The 15,546-nt window shown below is 71.3% G+C and carries 19 protein-coding genes; 9 read left to right on the plus strand and 10 right to left on the minus strand.

Annotated elements, in window-relative coordinates; translation table 11 throughout:
• Positions 1-15: 15 nt before the first annotated feature.
• The 3 genes from BMY19_RS07270 to BMY19_RS07280 form a co-directional block, all read right to left on the minus strand.
• Positions 16-696: a BA14K family protein gene (locus BMY19_RS07270; RefSeq protein ID WP_100251292.1), complete on the minus strand. Its 681-nt coding sequence runs from the start codon at positions 694-696 to the stop codon at positions 16-18.
• A 120-nt stretch (positions 697-816) separates the two neighbouring features.
• Positions 817-1,134 (minus strand): hypothetical protein, encoded by a 318-nt coding sequence (locus BMY19_RS07275; RefSeq protein ID WP_100251293.1) that lies wholly within the window; start codon positions 1,132-1,134, stop codon positions 817-819.
• A 69-nt stretch (positions 1,135-1,203) separates the two neighbouring features.
• A complete protein-coding gene (locus tag BMY19_RS07280; protein WP_091976393.1) occupies positions 1,204-1,386 on the minus strand; it encodes a hypothetical protein in 183 nt (60 codons plus the stop codon).
• Positions 1,387-1,862: 476 nt separating this feature from the next.
• Here BMY19_RS07280 and BMY19_RS07285 point away from each other — a divergent pair, with 476 nt between their 5' ends.
• The 3 genes from BMY19_RS07285 to BMY19_RS07295 all read left to right on the plus strand — a co-directional run bounded on the left by BMY19_RS07285 (position 1,863) and on the right by BMY19_RS07295 (position 3,820).
• Positions 1,863-2,492 (plus strand): cell wall anchor protein, encoded by a 630-nt coding sequence (locus tag BMY19_RS07285; RefSeq protein ID WP_100251294.1) that lies wholly within the window; start codon positions 1,863-1,865, stop codon positions 2,490-2,492.
• A gap of 72 nt (positions 2,493-2,564) precedes the next feature.
• Positions 2,565-3,143: an NADPH-dependent FMN reductase gene (locus tag BMY19_RS07290; protein ID WP_100251295.1), complete on the plus strand. Its 579-nt coding sequence runs from the start codon at positions 2,565-2,567 to the stop codon at positions 3,141-3,143.
• 344 nt (positions 3,144-3,487) lie between these two features.
• Positions 3,488-3,820, plus strand: coding sequence for a hypothetical protein (locus tag BMY19_RS07295; RefSeq protein ID WP_020092164.1), 333 nt, complete (start codon positions 3,488-3,490; stop codon positions 3,818-3,820).
• A gap of 322 nt (positions 3,821-4,142) precedes the next feature.
• Here the strand turns inward: BMY19_RS07295 and BMY19_RS07300 are convergent, their stop codons facing one another.
• Positions 4,143-4,358, minus strand: a complete 216-nt coding sequence (locus tag BMY19_RS07300; RefSeq protein ID WP_020092165.1) for a hypothetical protein — start codon at positions 4,356-4,358, stop codon at positions 4,143-4,145.
• A gap of 314 nt (positions 4,359-4,672) precedes the next feature.
• Here BMY19_RS07300 and BMY19_RS30815 point away from each other — a divergent pair, with 314 nt between their 5' ends.
• Positions 4,673-4,825 carry a hypothetical protein gene (locus BMY19_RS30815; protein WP_170862921.1) on the plus strand — a complete coding sequence of 51 codons (153 nt, stop codon included), beginning with the start codon at positions 4,673-4,675 and terminating at the stop codon, positions 4,823-4,825.
• A gap of 3 nt (positions 4,826-4,828) precedes the next feature.
• Here the strand turns inward: BMY19_RS30815 and BMY19_RS07305 are convergent, their stop codons facing one another.
• Both BMY19_RS07305 and serA read right to left on the minus strand, forming a co-directional pair.
• Entirely contained in the window at positions 4,829-5,308 is a 480-nt protein-coding gene (locus tag BMY19_RS07305; RefSeq protein WP_100251296.1) for a hypothetical protein, read from the minus strand.
• A gap of 154 nt (positions 5,309-5,462) precedes the next feature.
• Entirely contained in the window at positions 5,463-6,713 is a 1,251-nt protein-coding gene (gene serA, locus BMY19_RS07310; RefSeq protein ID WP_100251297.1) for a phosphoglycerate dehydrogenase, read from the minus strand.
• A gap of 362 nt (positions 6,714-7,075) precedes the next feature.
• Here serA and BMY19_RS07315 point away from each other — a divergent pair, with 362 nt between their 5' ends.
• Positions 7,076-7,924: a transglutaminase-like domain-containing protein gene (locus BMY19_RS07315; protein ID WP_100251298.1), complete on the plus strand. Its 849-nt coding sequence runs from the start codon at positions 7,076-7,078 to the stop codon at positions 7,922-7,924.
• Positions 7,925-7,958: 34 nt separating this feature from the next.
• Here BMY19_RS07315 and BMY19_RS07320 read toward each other — a convergent pair whose 3' ends face one another.
• Positions 7,959-8,726, minus strand: coding sequence for a Crp/Fnr family transcriptional regulator (locus tag BMY19_RS07320; RefSeq protein ID WP_100251299.1), 768 nt, complete (start codon positions 8,724-8,726; stop codon positions 7,959-7,961).
• Positions 8,727-9,269: 543 nt separating this feature from the next.
• On the opposite strand from BMY19_RS07320, the gene rpsA reads away from it, so the two are divergent.
• The 4 genes from rpsA to BMY19_RS07340 all read left to right on the plus strand — a co-directional run bounded on the left by rpsA (position 9,270) and on the right by BMY19_RS07340 (position 13,037).
• Entirely contained in the window at positions 9,270-10,982 is a 1,713-nt protein-coding gene (rpsA, locus tag BMY19_RS07325) for a 30S ribosomal protein S1 (protein ID WP_010683172.1), read from the plus strand.
• 343 nt (positions 10,983-11,325) lie between these two features.
• Complete coding sequence (gene sppA, locus BMY19_RS07330; protein WP_100251300.1) at positions 11,326-12,288, plus strand: signal peptide peptidase SppA; 963 nt, start codon at positions 11,326-11,328, stop codon at positions 12,286-12,288.
• Between the two features lie 50 nt (positions 12,289-12,338).
• Positions 12,339-12,650 (plus strand): integration host factor subunit beta, encoded by a 312-nt coding sequence (locus BMY19_RS07335; RefSeq protein ID WP_012319412.1) that lies wholly within the window; start codon positions 12,339-12,341, stop codon positions 12,648-12,650.
• Between the two features lie 18 nt (positions 12,651-12,668).
• Positions 12,669-13,037, plus strand: a complete 369-nt coding sequence (locus BMY19_RS07340; protein WP_026604778.1) for a LapA family protein — start codon at positions 12,669-12,671, stop codon at positions 13,035-13,037.
• A 10-nt stretch (positions 13,038-13,047) separates the two neighbouring features.
• On the opposite strand, the gene BMY19_RS07345 is transcribed toward BMY19_RS07340, so the two are convergent.
• From BMY19_RS07345 to BMY19_RS07355, 3 genes are all read right to left on the minus strand, one after another.
• Positions 13,048-13,707, minus strand: a complete 660-nt coding sequence (locus BMY19_RS07345) for a phosphoribosylanthranilate isomerase (protein ID WP_100251301.1) — start codon at positions 13,705-13,707, stop codon at positions 13,048-13,050.
• Between the two features lie 113 nt (positions 13,708-13,820).
• Positions 13,821-14,927, minus strand: coding sequence for a DUF2125 domain-containing protein (locus BMY19_RS07350; protein WP_100251302.1), 1,107 nt, complete (start codon positions 14,925-14,927; stop codon positions 13,821-13,823).
• Between the two features lie 137 nt (positions 14,928-15,064).
• Positions 15,065-15,511, minus strand: coding sequence for a hypothetical protein (locus tag BMY19_RS07355; protein ID WP_100251303.1), 447 nt, complete (start codon positions 15,509-15,511; stop codon positions 15,065-15,067).
• Positions 15,512-15,546 lie beyond the last annotated feature (35 nt).

The raw sequence follows: 15,546 nt of genomic DNA on the forward strand, positions 1-15,546 counted from the left end.
CAGGACGGTCGCGGCTCACCGGCAACGGTGGCGACGTCCATCCCGGCCGAGATAGGTTCCGCTCTGCGGGTCGTAGGATCGGAACCGGCGCGCGCAGTAGCGGTCGTCGTCCGCGACACGGTAGGTTTCGGTGTCGGCGTAGCCGTACGTGACGGGCGCATAACCGCCGTAGTACCCGGTGTCGTAGCCGTATCCCGGATAACCGTAGCCGCCGTACAGACCGCCCACGGCGACGCCGAGGCCGAGCCCGCCGAGCCCGTATCCGCCCCGTCCGTAGCCGTAGCCGTAGGGGCGGCCGTAGTAGCCGCGGTTGTAGCCGTAATGGCGATGATGACCGTAGCCCCGGTGGGCGCCGAGCCCGTGCCCAAACCCGGGATTGGCGAATCCACCGCCGACAGCCGGTCGGCCGAAATTGTGGTTGCCGAAGCCGTTATTGGCGAAGCTACCCCCTCCGGCACCGGCAGCCGGCCCGAAGGCGTGATTGCCGAAGCCCCGGTTGGCGAAGCCGCCGCCCGCGGCGCCGGCCCCGACACCGGGACTGCTGAAGCCGCCGCCGCCGACGGCCGCCGCTCCGAAATTGTGGTTGCCGAAGCCGTGGTTGGCGAAGCTGCCCGCCTGCGCCTTGGCTCCGGTCGGCGCCCCGAGGAGAGCGCCGGCAAGGATTGCCGACGCGATCGCTGTGACTGTCGTGTTCATGGTCGCCACTCAGGCTGTGTTGCGTCTACTCTGATCAACGTCGCGCCCGAGACGGCCAATCCCGCTTCCTTTTGTCCCGCCACAGATCGGAGAGCGGCACGCCGCTCGTGAGCCGGAGACCTACGAGTGCTGCTGAGCCTTGAGGCTGCTCTGCGCCCCGGACTCGTCCGTCTTCGGGTTCGCGAGGCCGCTCGTGTTGCCGTCGGTGTCGGCGCCCGTCTCGGCAACCACCTGCCGGTTGCCGGCGTGGTCCTGGTACTGCTCGGTCTGGACGTTCTTGCTGTCCAGACCGCGCTCGTCGCTGTGCCGCGACTTGTCGCGGTTGCTGAGCACCATGTTCTCCGGCAGCACGCCTTCGGGCAGGTCCGACATGGCCCCGGATCCGGTCCCCTTGCCCTGAGCGCCGGGACCGACTTTGTGCCGACTGGCATTCGCCATGATCTCTCTCCGATGCGGATCATCACGTCTCGGGCACGGCGGCTCGCGGTGCCCGCGCGGATCGGGCGGTCAGCGATCCTGCTGATAGCCCTGGTTGGTGGTGTTCACCTTGGAGTTTCCGGCCTGGCCGACCTTGTCCGGATCCTTGGTCTGGGATCCGGCCCGCCCCTGCGTGAGCGGCGCTTCGCTGGCGCTGCCGGGACCCTTGTCGGACCGGTTGGCCGGCGGGACGGGCGGTGGCTTGGTCGTCATGTGCACCTCGTGGTGGCCAGTAAGGAGCCAACCCGACAGGGTACTCATCGTTCCGGGCGCAGTTGTTCCGGCCACGCTCGAGAGCTGAGCCGTGGCGCGCGAATAGAACGACACACGCACCTCCGCTCATCGCGACTGCGATAGAGCGATCGATCGACTGTTCTACTTCGGACAATCGCGCGACGACGGCGGCACGTCGCGGCTGTTCGAGATTCCGCGCGAGACGATGCGAACGGGCTCGGATCTCCGTGGCGGCGACCGCGGCACCGCCCGAGAAGCTGCGCCGTCGCGACGACCGGCGCGCGCGACCCGACCGGATCCATGCCGATGCGGTATCTGTCGGCCGGCGCGGCCGGCAGATTCTGCCGCTCGGCCGAACCTGCCGGCCGAGAGCCCGGATGCGCCGCTGAAATCATTGGGAAAATTCTGGAACGACCCGTGCCTGACCACCGTGAGGGCGGTCGCGGAGGCGTACCATGTCGGTCAACACGGTTTCGGGCAGTTCACTCCAGCGGGATCTCGTCAGCGCCCTCAGGCAGGCGCGGGCGGCGAACGTTGCCCGCCTCGATGTCGGCACCGCCGCGACGGCGAACCAGGAGACCGGCAAGCAGGCTGCCGCGGACGACACGGCCCCGTCGACCGGGACGGCCTCGACTCCGACCCTGTCGAACGACCTGATGGCGTCGCTCCTCCAGCTGCAGTCGGACTTCAGCCAGATGGGGCTGCAGAACGGCGTCACGGCGCCCGCGGAAGCCGCGGCCAACGCCGACGACACGTCGACGACCGGCACCGCCACCGGTACGGCGTCCGGTCAGGCCGCGGGCGGCGCCTCCGCCGTCCATCACCATCGCGGCCATCACGGCCACCGGCCGGTCTCGGATGCCGAGCAGAGCGAGGGTGCTGCCCAGGCCGGCACCGCGACCGACACGTCCGCGAGCACGTCCGCGAGCACGTCCACCACCGCGACCGCCGATACCGCGACGGCGACGGACAGCGGCAGCGACCTGCAATCCTTTCTGCAGCAGGTGACCAAGGCGGTGACCGCCTACGCGGCCGGCGGACCGCTCGGCATCGCGGCCGCGCTGACCAGCACCACCAAGGCCTGACGATCGCGGGCCGGGCCCGCGGCTGGAGCGGCGCGGCCGCCTCTGGCATGATCGGGGCAACCGGAGAGCGCCATGGCCCTGACCGTCCCCGTGATCCTCGGCAGCGTTCGGACCGACCGCATCGGCATCCGCGCCGCGCGCTTCCTGATCGCGCAGCTGGAGTCGCGCGGCCACGCCGCCCCCCTGGTCGATCCGGCCGAGCTGGCGCTCCCGCTCCTCGACCGGATGTACAAGGAATACCCGGCCGGGACGGCGCCGGAGCCCCTGCAGCGCTGCGCCGACCTCTTCCGCCGCGCCGACGCCTTCCTGGTCGTCACGGCCGAGTACAACCACGGTGTGCCGCCGGCACTGTCGAACACCCTCGATCACTTCCTCGAGGAGTATTTCTGGCGGCCCTCGGCCATCTGCTGCTACTCGGCCGGCCAGTTCGGCGGCGTCCGGGCCGCGATGCCGCTGCGGGCCATGCTCGCCGAGATGGGCATGTCCAGCATCCCCTCCCTTCTGCCGATCCCGCGACTCCAGAAGGTCATCGACGCGCAGGGCGTTCCCGCCGAGCCCTGGCTCGCGGCGGCGGCCGACCGCTTCCTCGACGAGCTGGAATGGCACGCCGAGGCCCTGCGGGACCGGCGCCGGGGCGGCACGCCGTACTGACCCGCGGAGCGCGCTCCGGACGCCGCGGGCCCGGGTCGGACGGTGGCTCGAGCGGTGCGGCCCCAGCATCGCCCCTGCCGGAGCGGAGGTATTCGGACGGCGAACCGGGCCTCCAAGCGGGCGTTTCTGTGCGCTGAATCTGTCGAGACGGCGCATTCGATTCTGGAAATGCCCAAATACTCGGCACACGATTGTAGAACAACTGTGCCGGATCGGGCCCGCGAGACGTTGAACCCGCGGAGCGCTCATGTCGCGAGACAGTATTGCGCTGTTGCAAAAAGGTGGCTGCACACGGCCCCGAAGTATGAGAGCTTGGACGTGTTCCCGAACCCGGACCGATTCCGATGAAGATCGACGAGAGGGCGCTCCTGCAGGAGCGCGTGCGGACGCTTGTCCTGCGCCACGCCCTGGAAGCCGTACTGGACCGCCTCGCGTCGGTGGCGCGCGAGGCCGGGAAAGATGCCGAGACGGAATTCCTGAGCCTGGAGCAGTCGCTCGTCTCGGCCGCGCGCGGTCTCGCCGATCGGGCCACCGCCCAGAAGCTGGCGGTGCTGGTCGCCGTCGAGGACGCGGGCACGACGATCCGGGCCGCGTTCGACAACGCCCATGACCGCCTCGAGGCGCTGCGGCCGGCCCATCTCACCCTCGTCGCACCGACGGCGGCCGTCGCCGCCTAGCTGCGCGCGGTCTCGGGCTGAGCCCGGAGCGCCCAGCGCGGAAGGGATGTCGGTGCGGCCGCGCCTCGGGCTGGGACGCACCGCCGCGGGATCGTCGAGGATAGCGGGGATCCGGAACGCAGGGACCGGAATCCGGGACCGAACGCCCCGCCGCGCAACCGATACAGGCGGCGTCTCCTGCCGCACCGCTCGAAGATCCGGTCCCCGACTCGCCGTGGCTCACCGAACACGTCCGCGAGGCTCCGCGCCGGCGCGGCCGGGGCTGGCGGAAGCCCGGATCGGGCGGGCGCGTCCGCGACGCGCCCGCCAGCTCACTGCCAGCTCACTGCTTGGCGCGGTTGATGATCGCCCAGAGCGCGTGGGCGACGGGCTCGGTGACGGTGCGACGGTACTTGCGGTGAACCAATTGCCCGTTGTGGTAGACGTCCTGCTCCACGTAGAGCCGCTCGCCGTCCCAGCGGACGATGTTGTCGGACTCGGTGGTCTCCTCGACGCCGAGATCGCCTCGGAGAATCGAGTTGCCTGTCTGGGTCAGCATACGCGCGTCCTCGTTCACGCAGTCGGTTCTACCCGGGAAGCGCCGCCGCGGCCCGTGCAGCGCGATCCCAGGCAGCCCCCGATGTGGGCAGCATAGGAGGGCATCGGCGGACTTGCCAGCGAGGTGATGGACGCAAGCGCCCGACCGTCACGTCGTCCCCGCCGGCCCCGCCGGCCCCGCGATCCGGGCACGACCTTAACGTTACCCATGTGCGCTTCGGCACGTCCAGCTCGGCCGTAAGGTGCGATCCTTCACAGGCGCACCCAGTCTGTCCGCACGACGCGGGCGGGATCGGCGGCGCGACGGAGGCGTCCATGCTCGCTCGCCCGTTCCGCCTGTTCGCCCCGGCGCTCGCGGCCCTCGGCCTCGTGGCCCTGCGCCTCGCGAGCCCGTTCATCGGGCCGGTGTCGCCCGCGCAACCGGCCGCGACCGACGACGCGGGCGTCGTCTTCCGGCACTATCTCTGACGCTCAACCCCGGCGGCTCAGCACGGGAGCGGCGGCCGGCAGCGGGCAAGACGCGCCGGCCGCGGGCCCGAGGATGATGTCGCCCTGGCGCGGGTTGTTGACGGTGAACGGGGCCGTCTCCTGGAGACCGATGAAGCCGCGCCCGATCTGCGGCACGAACAGGTCGCCCCCGAACCGGACGAAGCAGCGGTCGAGCACCGCCTCGTAATCGAAGGTCCGCTGGGTGATCGGGGTCCCGCCCGCGCCCGGCGCACCGCAATAGGCCGTGATGTCGATCTGGCCCGGCCGCGCCAGCCGCACCGGGAGCGACTGGCCGGGCAGCAGCGTGGCGGGCGGGCCGCCGTCCTGACGGGCGACCAGAACGAGGTTCGACCGGTTGTAGACCCGGCGCAGGCAATCCGCCGACGCGCCGGAGACGACCGAGACCGACCCGACGATGCCGAGCACGAGGCCGGCCCATGCGCACGCTACACGCTTCGTCACCGCAATTCCTCCGCCGGCCGGGCGCTCGACCGGCCGAGGCCGTCGATGGTGCCGTCCCTGACTTGAACAGCGGCCAGCTTGGCCGCGCAAGACGAACGCGGCAAGACCCGCCGCGTTCACGCGCGCATCGTAAATTCCCGCGCCCGCCTCGGGATCAGCGGCGCTCGTAGAGGAGGCGGGCCCGGATCGTTCCCGGGATGGCGCGGATCTCGGTGAGCAGCGCCTCGGCATCCGCGTCGGTGGCGTCGGTCTCCAGCACCACGTAACCGACCTCGCCGTCGGTCTGGTAGAACTGCGCGGCGATGTTGACGTGGCCGCGGGAGAACACGTCGTTGAGCCGCCCGAGCATGCCGGGCAGGTTGCGCTGGACGTGGATGAATCGCGTCCCGGTCGGACGGGCCGGGAGCCGCACCTGCGGGAAGTTCACCGCGCCGACCGTCGAGCCGATATCGGAATAGTCCACGAGCTTGCGCGCCACCTCGGAGCCGATCCGCTCCTGCGCCTCCTCGGTGGAGCCGCCGATATGCGGGGTGAGGATCACGTTCTCGAGGCCCTGGAGCGGGCTCACGAACGCTTCGGCGTTCGAGCCGGGCTCCACCGGGAAGACGTCGACGGCCGCGCCCTTGAGATGGCCGTCGCGCAGGGCCGCGGCCAGCGCCTCAAGATCGACCACGGTGCCCCGGGCGTTGTTGATCAGGAAGGCGCCGGGCTTCATCGCCCGGATCTCGGCGGCGCCGATCATGTTGGCGGTGGCGTCGGTCTCCGGCACGTGCAGCGAGACGACGTCGCTCTGCGCCAGCAGGGCGTGCAGCGTCTCGACCGGCTCGGTGTTGCCGTGGCGCAGCTTGTCGGTGTGGTCGTAGAACAGCACCCGCATGCCCATGGCCTCGGCCAGGGTCGAGAGCTGCGTGCCGATATTGCCGTAGCCGACGATGCCCAGCGTCTTGCCGCGCACCTCCAGCGAGCCCACCGCCGACTTGTCCCAGCGGCCCGCGTGGGCGCCCACCGAGCGCGGAACGATCCGGCGCAGCAGCATCACGATCTCGCCGATCGTCAGCTCCGCCACCGAGCGGGTGTTGGAGAAGGGCGCGTTGAAGACCGGGATGCCCCGGTGGCGCGCCGCGTCCAGGTCGACCTGATTGGTGCCGACCGAGAAGCAGCCCACGGCCAGGAGCCGGTCCGCCGCCTCGAAGGCGGAAGCGTCGAGCTGCGTGCGCGAGCGGATACCCACCATGTGCACGCCCTGGAGCGCCTCGTGCAGGGCCTCCCGGTCCAGCGCCTTCGGCAGGCGGGTCAGGTTGGTGTAGCCGGCCGCCCGCATCAGCGCCACGGCGCTGTCGTTGATGCCCTCGAGCAGCAGGACGCGGATCTTGTCCTTCGGCAGGGAAAGCTTGTCGGGCGTCATGGGCGTCGATCGTCTGGCAGCAGGCCGGGCCGGGCGGTGCCGGCAGGCCCTGGAGTCGAGCGGCCTGGGATAAGAGGGCGCCGTGTGCGTTGCAACATGGCGCGGTGACGGACCGCCCCGCTTGACCGCAGCCCCGCCCCCGGCCCGCCGCATGGCTCCCGCATGGCTCATCGGATGCCGGCCGGTCCGGGCGCGGCACGTCCGGCGCGGGCACCACTCTGCCAAATATTCGGGCAGTTCAAACTGTCTTGAACTGACGTGATCGACGGAACTCGACCCCGGCTCGCGGCTTATTGGGCCCTGTACTGTAACGATCCGCCTGCCGCTCCGCCAGCCGGCGTCCTTCCTCACGGTCCCCGACGATGCATATCCGCACCGGCTTCTCGATCGCCTTCGACACATTCGGCCCCACGCCGATGAACCTGCTCCTCAACGTGCGCCCGGAGCGGCGGGGCGACCTCCTGACGCCGGAGGTGATCGCCTTCGATCCGCCGGTCGCGGCGTCGCAGCACGTCGACGCCTTCGGCAACGTCTGCACGCGCATCGTCGCGCCGGGCGGCCGGATCACCATGGCGGCCGATTTCACGATCGCCGACAGCGGGCTGCCGGACGATCAGGCGCCAGGCGCCCGGCAGATCGCCGTTCAGGACCTGCCCGACGAGGTCGTGCCGTACCTGCTCGGCTCCCGCTACTGCGACACCGACAAGCTGTCGGGCATCGCGTGGTCCCTGTTCGGCGGCACGCCGGAGGGCTGGGCCCGCGTCCAGGCGATCGTCGACTTCGCCCACACCCGCCTGCGCTTCGACTACCAGCAGGCCGACGCGACCCGCACCGCCTTCGACGGCTACACGCAGGGCGTCGGCGTGTGCCGGGACTTCGCGCACCTGGCGATTGCCCTGTGCCGGTGCATGAACATCCCGGCCCGCTACGCCACCGGCTATCTCGGCGATATTGGCGTGCCGAAGGACCCGGCGCCGATGGACTTCTCGGCGTGGTTCGAGGTCTTCCTCGAAGGGCCCGAGGGGCCTCGCTGGTACACGTTCGACGCCCGGCACAACCGGCCCCGCATCGGCCGCATCGTCATGGCCCGCGGCCGCGACGCCACCGACTGCGCCCTGACGACGAGCTTCGGCGTCGCCCACCTGGTCCGGTTCGACGTCCACACCGACGCGGTGGTCGAGCCGCCGGAGACCCTGGCCCGGGCCGCCTGAGGCGCGCGCCCGCCGCGTCACCCGGCCCCAACTGCTAGATCGCCTCGGCGGTCTCTCGGGCCGGCGCCGCGTTGTTCGCCAGGTGCAGGAACGTCTGGTCGAACTCCGCAACCTCCGTCAGCGCGTCCCAATCCTCGATGGTCAGGATGCCGCCGCTCAGCGTGACGAGCCCGCGTCCACGCAGGGTGCGCAGGACCCGGTTGAGATGGACGCTGGTCAGGCCGAGCGCGTCGGCGAGTTCGGACTGCTTGGGCACCAGCGGGCAGCTCAGGCCGCGCGCGAGCCCGACCGCCTTCTGCCGGAGATAGAGCTCGCAGAACAGGTGGGCCACGCGGCCCAGCGCCTGCCGCCGCCCGAGGCTGGTGATCCGCTCGCGGTAATGGGCGGCGTCGATGAGGCTGTCGCGCCAGAGCGTGCCGGCGAGCCCCGGATTGCGCAGGAGGACCGCGCGCAGGTCGTCGTGCGCGATCAGCGCCACGACGCAGGGCGTCAGGGCGGCGAGGTTGTGATCCATCCGGTGCAAGTGGAGGCTCTGCAGGTCCGGCAGGTCGCCCGCGATGTAGAACGACAGGATCTGCCGCCCGCCCTCGGCGAGGGCGGCGTAGCGGTAGACCCATCCCTGCAGGACGAGGCAGCTGTGGGTCGGCCGGTCGCCGAACCGGACGATGTCGTGGCGGGCCGGCAGGTTCCGGACCGTGTGCGGCAGATCGAGAAGCGCCGCGCGGTCGGAATCGGCGAGCCGCGCGATGCTGTCGAGCTTGCGCGCCAGCATCTCCATCGGGGTGTTGTACCCGTTCGGCATCGGGGGCTCAGGCCCCGGATCGCGCGGAGCGCATGGTGCCGCCGCGCCGACGGCGGGCAGCCCGAGAGTCGAGATCAGGACAACCCACGCTTCACCCCCCCTTACGCCCCGGATCGCCGACCGGCGCGGACCTCGGTCGAGCGGGGTTGCCCCCTCGGTCGGCGGAAGCGCGACCGCAAACGTTCGACGGCGGACAAGTTTGCCGGATCTGCGGCCGGCGGCAAGACCACCGATATCGCCCGGACCCCGCGGACCGTCCTCCGCCCCGCGAGCCTAAAACCCTAATCGGTTGAAGTCGCAAGGCCGATGCTGTAAGGGACGCGCGTCCTCCCGGATCCGCCCTCGCGCGCTCGTCTTCTGGCGCGCCCGCCGGGCCGCCGGACGGACCGCCCTCGTCATCCGTATCGACGCGTCGGCAAACCGGGTCCCGCGGGACCGGTCGCCTCTCCCGAAAGACTCCGGGAAGGCCGCGGCGAACGGGGGCGCCTGCAACGCGAGCCGCCGACGCAACGGGCCTCCGCCGGGGGCCGTTCAGGAGACAGAATGACCGCAGGTACCGCTCTGGGGCGTGGCCCGAGCCGCGAGGATTTCGCAGCCCTCCTCGAGGAGAGCTTCCTCGAACACGAGATCACCGAAGGCTCCGTCGTCAAGGGTCGCGTCGTCGCGATCGAGAAGGACGTGGCCGTCATCGACATCGGCGCCAAGACGGAAGGCCGTGTCGCGCTCAAGGAATTCACCGGTCCCGGCCGCGAGGGCGAGCTGAAGGTCGGCGACGAGGTCGAGGTCTACGTCGACCGGATCGAGAACGCACTCGGCGAGGCCGTCATCTCGCGCGACAAGGCGCGCCGCGAGGAGAGCTGGGTCAAGCTCGAGAAGTCGTTCGAGAACAACGACCGCGTCACCGGCACGATCTTCAACCAGGTCAAGGGCGGCTACACGGTCGACCTCGACGGCGCCGTGGCGTTCCTGCCGCGCTCGCAGGTCGACATCCGCCCGGTCCGCGACGTCACCCCGCTGCTGGGCACCCCGCAGCCGTTCCAGATCCTCAAGATGGATCGCCGCCGCGGCAACATCGTCGTGTCGCGCCGCACCGTCCTCGAGGAGAGCCGCGCCGAGCAGCGCTCCGAGCTGGTGGCCAACCTCGAGGAAGGTCAGGTCATCGACGGCGTCGTCAAGAACATCACCGAGTACGGCGCGTTCGTCGACCTCGGCGGGATCGACGGCCTGCTGCACGTCACCGACATGGCGTGGCGCCGCGTGAACCACCCGTCCGAGGTGGTCACGATCGGCCAGACCGTGAAGGTCAAGATCATCAAGATCAACCACGAGACGCACCGCATCTCGCTCGGCATCAAGCAGCTGCTCGCCGATCCGTGGGAGGGCATCGCCGCCCGCTACCCGGAGGGCGCCAAGCTCAAGGGCCGCGTGACCAACATCACCGATTACGGCGCCTTCGTGGAGCTGGAGCCGGGGATCGAGGGCCTGATCCACGTCTCCGAGATGAGCTGGACCAAGAAGAACGTCCATCCGGGCAAGATCGTCTCCACCTCCCAGGAGGTCGAGGTTCAGATCCTGGAGGTCGATCCGGTCAAGCGCCGCATCTCGCTGGGCCTCAAGCAGACCCTGCAGAACCCCTGGGAGGCCTTCGCCGAGAAGCACCCGGTCGGTTCCGAGGTCGAGGGCGAGGTCAAGAACAAGACCGAGTTCGGCCTGTTCATCGGCCTCGAGGGCGACGTCGACGGCATGGTCCACCTGTCGGATCTCGACTGGAACCGTCCCGGCGAGCAGGTCATCGAGGAGTTCAAGAAGGGCGACATGGTCCGCGCCCAGGTTCTCGACGTCGACGTCGAGAAGGAGCGGATTTCGCTGGGCGTGAAGCAGCTCGGCGGTGACCCCTTCGCCGAGGCCGGCGAGATCAAGAAGGGTCAGATCGTCACCTGTGAGGTGGTCGAGGTGAAGGATGCCGGCGTCGAGGTGAAGATCGTCGACACCGACATGCAGACCTTCATCCGCCGGGCCGAACTCGCCCGCGACCGCGGCGACCAGCGCCCCGAGCGCTTCGCCACCGGCGAGAAGTTCGACGCCCGCGTCGTCCAGTTCGACCGGAAGGCCCGCCGCGTGCAGGTCTCGATCAAGGCCCTCGAGGTCGCCGAGGAGAAGGAGGCCATGGCCCAGTTCGGCTCCGCCGATTCGGGCGCCTCGCTCGGCGACATCCTCGGCGCCGCCTTCAACAAGAAGCGCTCCGACGACGAGTGACACTCCGGCTCTGCCGCCCGGCCTGTCCGGGCGGCGGTTCCGCTTCGTTGAGACCCGCGCGGGACCCTGGTCCCGCGCGGGTTTTTCATTTCGCGCCGGCAATCCAAGGTTGCCGGAGGCGGGCGGCGGGCCGGGTCGCGCCGCCCGGCGCGACAGCGACGGGCCGCCCCGTCATTTTCTTCGCGCGCCCCGTATCCAGGCCCGCGGAAAATGCTCTAGAACACCGGCCTCGCTCGGCTCGGGCCGGGCGAGCCGAAGGAAACCAAGGACTTGCCCGGCGCGGGGGTACGCCTCCCGCACCCCGTCGAGGGGCCGGTCGGGGTGCTTTAGGGGAAGCGACAGCATGGCAGCCGATGCCGAACTGCTGATTGACCGGCGGCGCCTGCGCCGCAGGTTGTCCCTCTGGCGCGTGCTCGGCGTCGGCGGCCTCATCGTTGCGGTCGGGGCCCTCGGGTACCGGGTGCGGACGGGCGCGGACGGCGCCTTCGCGGTGCAGCCCCAGATCGCCCGCATCTCCGTCTCGGGCTTCATCGCCGGGAGCGAGGCCACCGCCAAGCTGATGAAGCGGGTCGGCGATTCGGACGCCGTGAAGGGCGTGATCGTCTCGATCAACTCGCCGGGCGGCACGACTACGGGCTCGGAGGAGATCTTCCGCAACCTCCGAGCGCTCGCCGCCAAGAAGCCGATCGTGGCCTTCGTGGACGGCACCGCCGCGTCCGGCGCCTACATCACCGCGATCGCGGCCGATCACATCGTCGCGCGCGAGACCAGCCTGGTCGGCTCGATCGGCGTGCTGTTCCAGTACCCCGACTTCTCGGGTCTGCTGGACAAGGTCGGCGTCAAGGTCGAGTCGGTGAAGTCGTCGCCGCTCAAGGCCGAGCCCTCGGGCTTCACCCCGACCTCGCCGGAGGCGCGCGCCGCGCTGGCCTCCGTGGTGGGCGACACCTACGCGTGGTTCAAGGGCCTCGTCGCGGAGCGCCGCGGCATGGATCCGGCCCAGCTCAGCACCGTCTCGGACGGACGGGTGTTCAGCGGGCGCCAGAGCGTGCCGCTGAAGCTCGTCGACGAGCTCGGCGGCGAGCGGCAGGCGGTGGCGTGGCTGGAGAGCGCCCGCGGCGTCCAGACGAACCTGCCGATCAAGGACTGGAAGCCTGCCTCGGAGAGCCGGTTCTCCCTGTGGTCGGCCGCCGGGATCGGCGCCGACCTCCTCGGCCTGGAAGGCCTCGCGGCGCGGATGCGGTCCGTCGGCGCCGAGGCCGAGGCCGCCCGAGGCGGGATGCTCGCCCTCTGGCGCCCGGAACCCTGAACGACCGCCGCCGCGCAGCCCGCCCCGATCCCGCGAGAAGATCCCACGCCATGATCAAGTCGGAGCTCGTCCTCAAGATCGCCGAGCAGAACCCGCATCTCTACCAGCGCGACGTGGAGATCCTGGTCAACGCGATCCTCGACACCATTTCCGACGCGCTGGCCCGCGGCGACCGGGTCGAGCTGCGCGGCTTCGGCGCCTTCTCGGTCAAGCGCCGCGAGGCGCGCCGGGGACGCAACCCGCGCACGGGTGCCGCCGTTGCCGTGTCCGAGAAGGCGATCCCCGTGTTCAAGACCGGCAAGGAGATGCGCCAGCGCCTCAACGCCGCCGGGATCGGCGAGAATGCCTCGGCCGCCGAGTAGGAAGGACCTGTGAGCGCGATGATCCGTTTCCTGAAGAGCCTCGTGCTGCTGCCGATCGCCGCCCTGGTGATCCTCCTGGCAGTGGCCAACCGCGCGCCGGTACGGCTCTCCTTCGATCCGTTCAACGTGGACGCGCCGGTCTTCAGCGTCGACCTCCCGCTCTACGCGATCCTGTTCGGCGCGGTGGCCCTGGGCATCGTGGTGGGCGGCATCTTCACGTGGCTCGGCCAGGGCAAGACCCGCGCGCGGGCGCGCTACCACCGCCGCGAGGCCGTCCGGCACGAGCGCGAGGCGACCCGCCTGCGGGCCTACGCGCCGGAGACCGAGACCTCGGGCGTCTACACGGTCCCGAATACCGGCCGGACGGCCCTGCCGGCCCCGCGCTGAGGCGGTCCCCTCAGCGCAGGCCGCGCGCCGCCGCTACGAAGGCCGCGATCTTCGCCGGATCCTTCACCCCGGGCGCCGTCTCGACCCCAGACGAGACGTCGACGGCGCCGATCCCCGTGCGGGCGAGGGCGTCGGCCACGTTTCCGGCATCCAGTCCGCCCGACAGCATGGTCCCGGGCGGGAGCGCGGCGCCGCGCAGGATCTCCCAATCGAAGCGCCGGCCGTTGCCGCCCGGCAGGGCGGCGTCCGGCGGCGCCTTGGCGTCCAGCAGGATCCGGTCGGCGACCGCCGCGTAGACCGGCAGGGCCGCGAGATCCGCCGATGTCGCGATGCCGAGCGCCTTCATCACCGGCCGCCGGGTCCGGGCACGGATCGCCGCGACGCGCTCCGGGCTCTCCCGGCCGTGGAGCTGGACGAGATCCGGATCCACCGCCTCGACGGACGCGGCGAGAAGCGCGTCGTCCGGATCGACGAGCAGGATGACCCGCTCGGCCCGGCCGCGGGCCAGAGCGGACAGCGCGGCGGCCCCCGCCAGCGCCACGTGCCGGGGACTGCGGGGGAAGTGCACGAGGCCGATCCAGTCCGCCCCGGCCTCCAGAGCGGCGGTCAGGGTCGCTTCGGTGCTGAGCCCGCAGATCTTCACGCGGGTCTGGGACGGGGAGGAGGCCATCGGCCTCCTATAGCCGATCCCACGCCGACGAGCAGGCCCGCGGCGCGCCGAGCGGTCATACCGGTCGCGCCCGCACCGCCCACCCGGCAGTGCCGGCCGGCAGGGCCGCTTGCCTAGTACAGGGCCGGCACGTAGACGTTCGGGATCGGGAAGCCGCTGAAGACGAGCTTGCCGTCGACGAGCCGGAGGGGCGGGAGCGCCTTCAGCGGCGTCCCGTCGGCCGGCGCGTCGGGGCCGGGGCGCTGGGCTAGCCCCAGGAGCCCGCCGACCAGCTGGCCCACCAGGGCGCCCCGGTCCGAGCCGAAGCGCTGACCGACGATGCTGCCGACCAGCGCGTCGACGCCGGCCGCCCGCAGGTCGATCTGCCCGGCGGGCCGGTGGGCGGCGTCGAGGGCTAGGCTGCCCTTCGCCTGGACGCGCTGCGGGCCCTTGGCGAGCGACAGGGCCGTCAGGTCCAGGGCACCGCCGGCCTGACGCCAGCGCTCCAGCTCGCGCGCCACCGTCCCGGTGCGCAGCACGGTCGCCTGCGTCAGGGTCGCGTCCAGGGCCAGATCGGCCGGATCCTGCGTTCCAGTGACGGCGTCGAGCTGCGGTACCGCCGCCTGGTTCAGGCGCAGGCTGACATCCACGGCGCCGTCGGAGTCGAAGCGGCCCGGGCTCGGCCGGGCATGCAGCTCGAGATGCCGCCCCGAGACCGCGATCGGGCCGGGCTCGGCGCCCGTCACGGTGATGTCGGGCTTGTCGACGACCAGGGACGCGCGGCTGAAGCCCCCCGCGGCGCCGTGGAAGCTGCCCTGGAGCGCGGTCCAGGACGCGTCGCCGGTCAGCGGGCCCTGTTCGACGTGGAACGGGCCCGCGCTCTCGAAGACGACCAGGCGGGGCTGGTAGATCTGCGCCACCGCCGTGCTCGGCCCGAGCCGGAAGCGCCCGTCGGCGCGCTCGAGGGTCACGGCGCTGCAGCGCAGCTCCACGCGGAACGGGTAGCCGCCGAGGGATCGGTCCGCGCAGGTCCAGGTGCGTCCGGCGGTCGCCTCGCGGGCGATCCAGCCGTCGATCTCGCTGGCCGCGCGCTCCCGCATCCAGAGCCAGCCGGCCGACCAGCCCACGACCACGAGGGCGAGCAGGATGTAGGGCAGGAACAGCCCCCGCCGGGATCGCCGCGCGCCCCGTACCGAAGCTGTCTCAGCGGCACCCTCCGGCCGCGTCCGATCCTGCACCATGCGTTCCGCTCCCCGACCCGTCCCCGCGGGGACATCGTGGCCCCGGCTTGTGGCCACGCAAGGGGCGAAACTGGGGCAGCGCCGCCCCGGGGTCGACCGCCGCGGACGCGATCCGCCCGCGCGCGGCGCGTTTCCGGTCAGACCTGCGCCGGCTCGACGGTGTCGACCTGCAGATCCTCGACGATCGCGGTCCGCTCGGTCTCGTTCTCGGCGAGGCGGTGGACGTGCATCTCGGTGGCACCCCGGCGGCGGACACGGTCGAGCCAGGTCCGGCGCAGATGGTCGCGCGGGCTCTCGCTGGAACTCGCCACCGAGACCATCTCGGCGATGCCGGCGTTGTCCCGGCGGACGGCGATCACCACGGCCTGCGCCATCTCGTCGAGGTCGAAGCCGCCGGCCGGGTGGACACCGACCACGTAGCGCCGGCCGGAGCGGCCGCGCCAGGCCGAGAGCGGGAGCGCTGGGGAGCCGCGCAGACCCGCGGTCGTCTTGAGGCGTTCTTCACGCACATCCTGCCTCCGGGTGCGATCGTCCTTCAGGTCGCGGAGCGCGGCCGACCAGGACAGGGCTCTTCTGTTCGCCATTTGTTCTAACCTAACGCGCGATATCCACAGGCGTC

Source organism: Methylobacterium sp. UNC300MFChir4.1, assembly GCF_900110155.1.
In the GTDB taxonomy this organism is placed as follows: domain Bacteria; phylum Pseudomonadota; class Alphaproteobacteria; order Rhizobiales; family Beijerinckiaceae; genus Methylobacterium.

Excerpts from the sequence above, each read along its gene's own strand:
- BMY19_RS07275 (WP_100251293.1), bottom strand. The coding sequence starts at position 1,134 with ATGGCGAATGCCAGTCGGCACAAAGTCGGTCCCGGCGCTCAGGGCAAG.
- BMY19_RS07350 (WP_100251302.1), bottom strand. The coding sequence starts at position 14,927 with ATGGTGCAGGATCGGACGCGGCCGGAGGGTGCCGCTGAGACAGCTTCG.
- BMY19_RS07295 (WP_020092164.1), top strand. The coding sequence starts at position 3,488 with ATGAAGATCGACGAGAGGGCGCTCCTGCAGGAGCGCGTGCGGACGCTT.
- BMY19_RS07320 (WP_100251299.1), bottom strand. The coding sequence starts at position 8,726 with ATGCCGAACGGGTACAACACCCCGATGGAGATGCTGGCGCGCAAGCTC.
- BMY19_RS07315 (WP_100251298.1), top strand. The coding sequence starts at position 7,076 with ATGCATATCCGCACCGGCTTCTCGATCGCCTTCGACACATTCGGCCCC.
- BMY19_RS07270 (WP_100251292.1), bottom strand. The coding sequence starts at position 696 with ATGAACACGACAGTCACAGCGATCGCGTCGGCAATCCTTGCCGGCGCT.
- BMY19_RS07340 (WP_026604778.1), top strand. The coding sequence starts at position 12,669 with ATGATCCGTTTCCTGAAGAGCCTCGTGCTGCTGCCGATCGCCGCCCTG.
- BMY19_RS30815 (WP_170862921.1), top strand. The coding sequence starts at position 4,673 with ATGCTCGCTCGCCCGTTCCGCCTGTTCGCCCCGGCGCTCGCGGCCCTC.
- serA (WP_100251297.1), bottom strand. The coding sequence starts at position 6,713 with ATGACGCCCGACAAGCTTTCCCTGCCGAAGGACAAGATCCGCGTCCTG.
- BMY19_RS07300 (WP_020092165.1), bottom strand. The coding sequence starts at position 4,358 with ATGCTGACCCAGACAGGCAACTCGATTCTCCGAGGCGATCTCGGCGTC.
- BMY19_RS07290 (WP_100251295.1), top strand. The coding sequence starts at position 2,565 with ATGGCCCTGACCGTCCCCGTGATCCTCGGCAGCGTTCGGACCGACCGC.
- sppA (WP_100251300.1), top strand. The coding sequence starts at position 11,326 with ATGGCAGCCGATGCCGAACTGCTGATTGACCGGCGGCGCCTGCGCCGC.
- BMY19_RS07355 (WP_100251303.1), bottom strand. The coding sequence starts at position 15,511 with ATGGCGAACAGAAGAGCCCTGTCCTGGTCGGCCGCGCTCCGCGACCTG.
- BMY19_RS07345 (WP_100251301.1), bottom strand. The coding sequence starts at position 13,707 with ATGGCCTCCTCCCCGTCCCAGACCCGCGTGAAGATCTGCGGGCTCAGC.
- rpsA (WP_010683172.1), top strand. The coding sequence starts at position 9,270 with ATGACCGCAGGTACCGCTCTGGGGCGTGGCCCGAGCCGCGAGGATTTC.
- BMY19_RS07285 (WP_100251294.1), top strand. The coding sequence starts at position 1,863 with ATGTCGGTCAACACGGTTTCGGGCAGTTCACTCCAGCGGGATCTCGTC.
- BMY19_RS07280 (WP_091976393.1), bottom strand. The coding sequence starts at position 1,386 with ATGACGACCAAGCCACCGCCCGTCCCGCCGGCCAACCGGTCCGACAAG.
- BMY19_RS07335 (WP_012319412.1), top strand. The coding sequence starts at position 12,339 with ATGATCAAGTCGGAGCTCGTCCTCAAGATCGCCGAGCAGAACCCGCAT.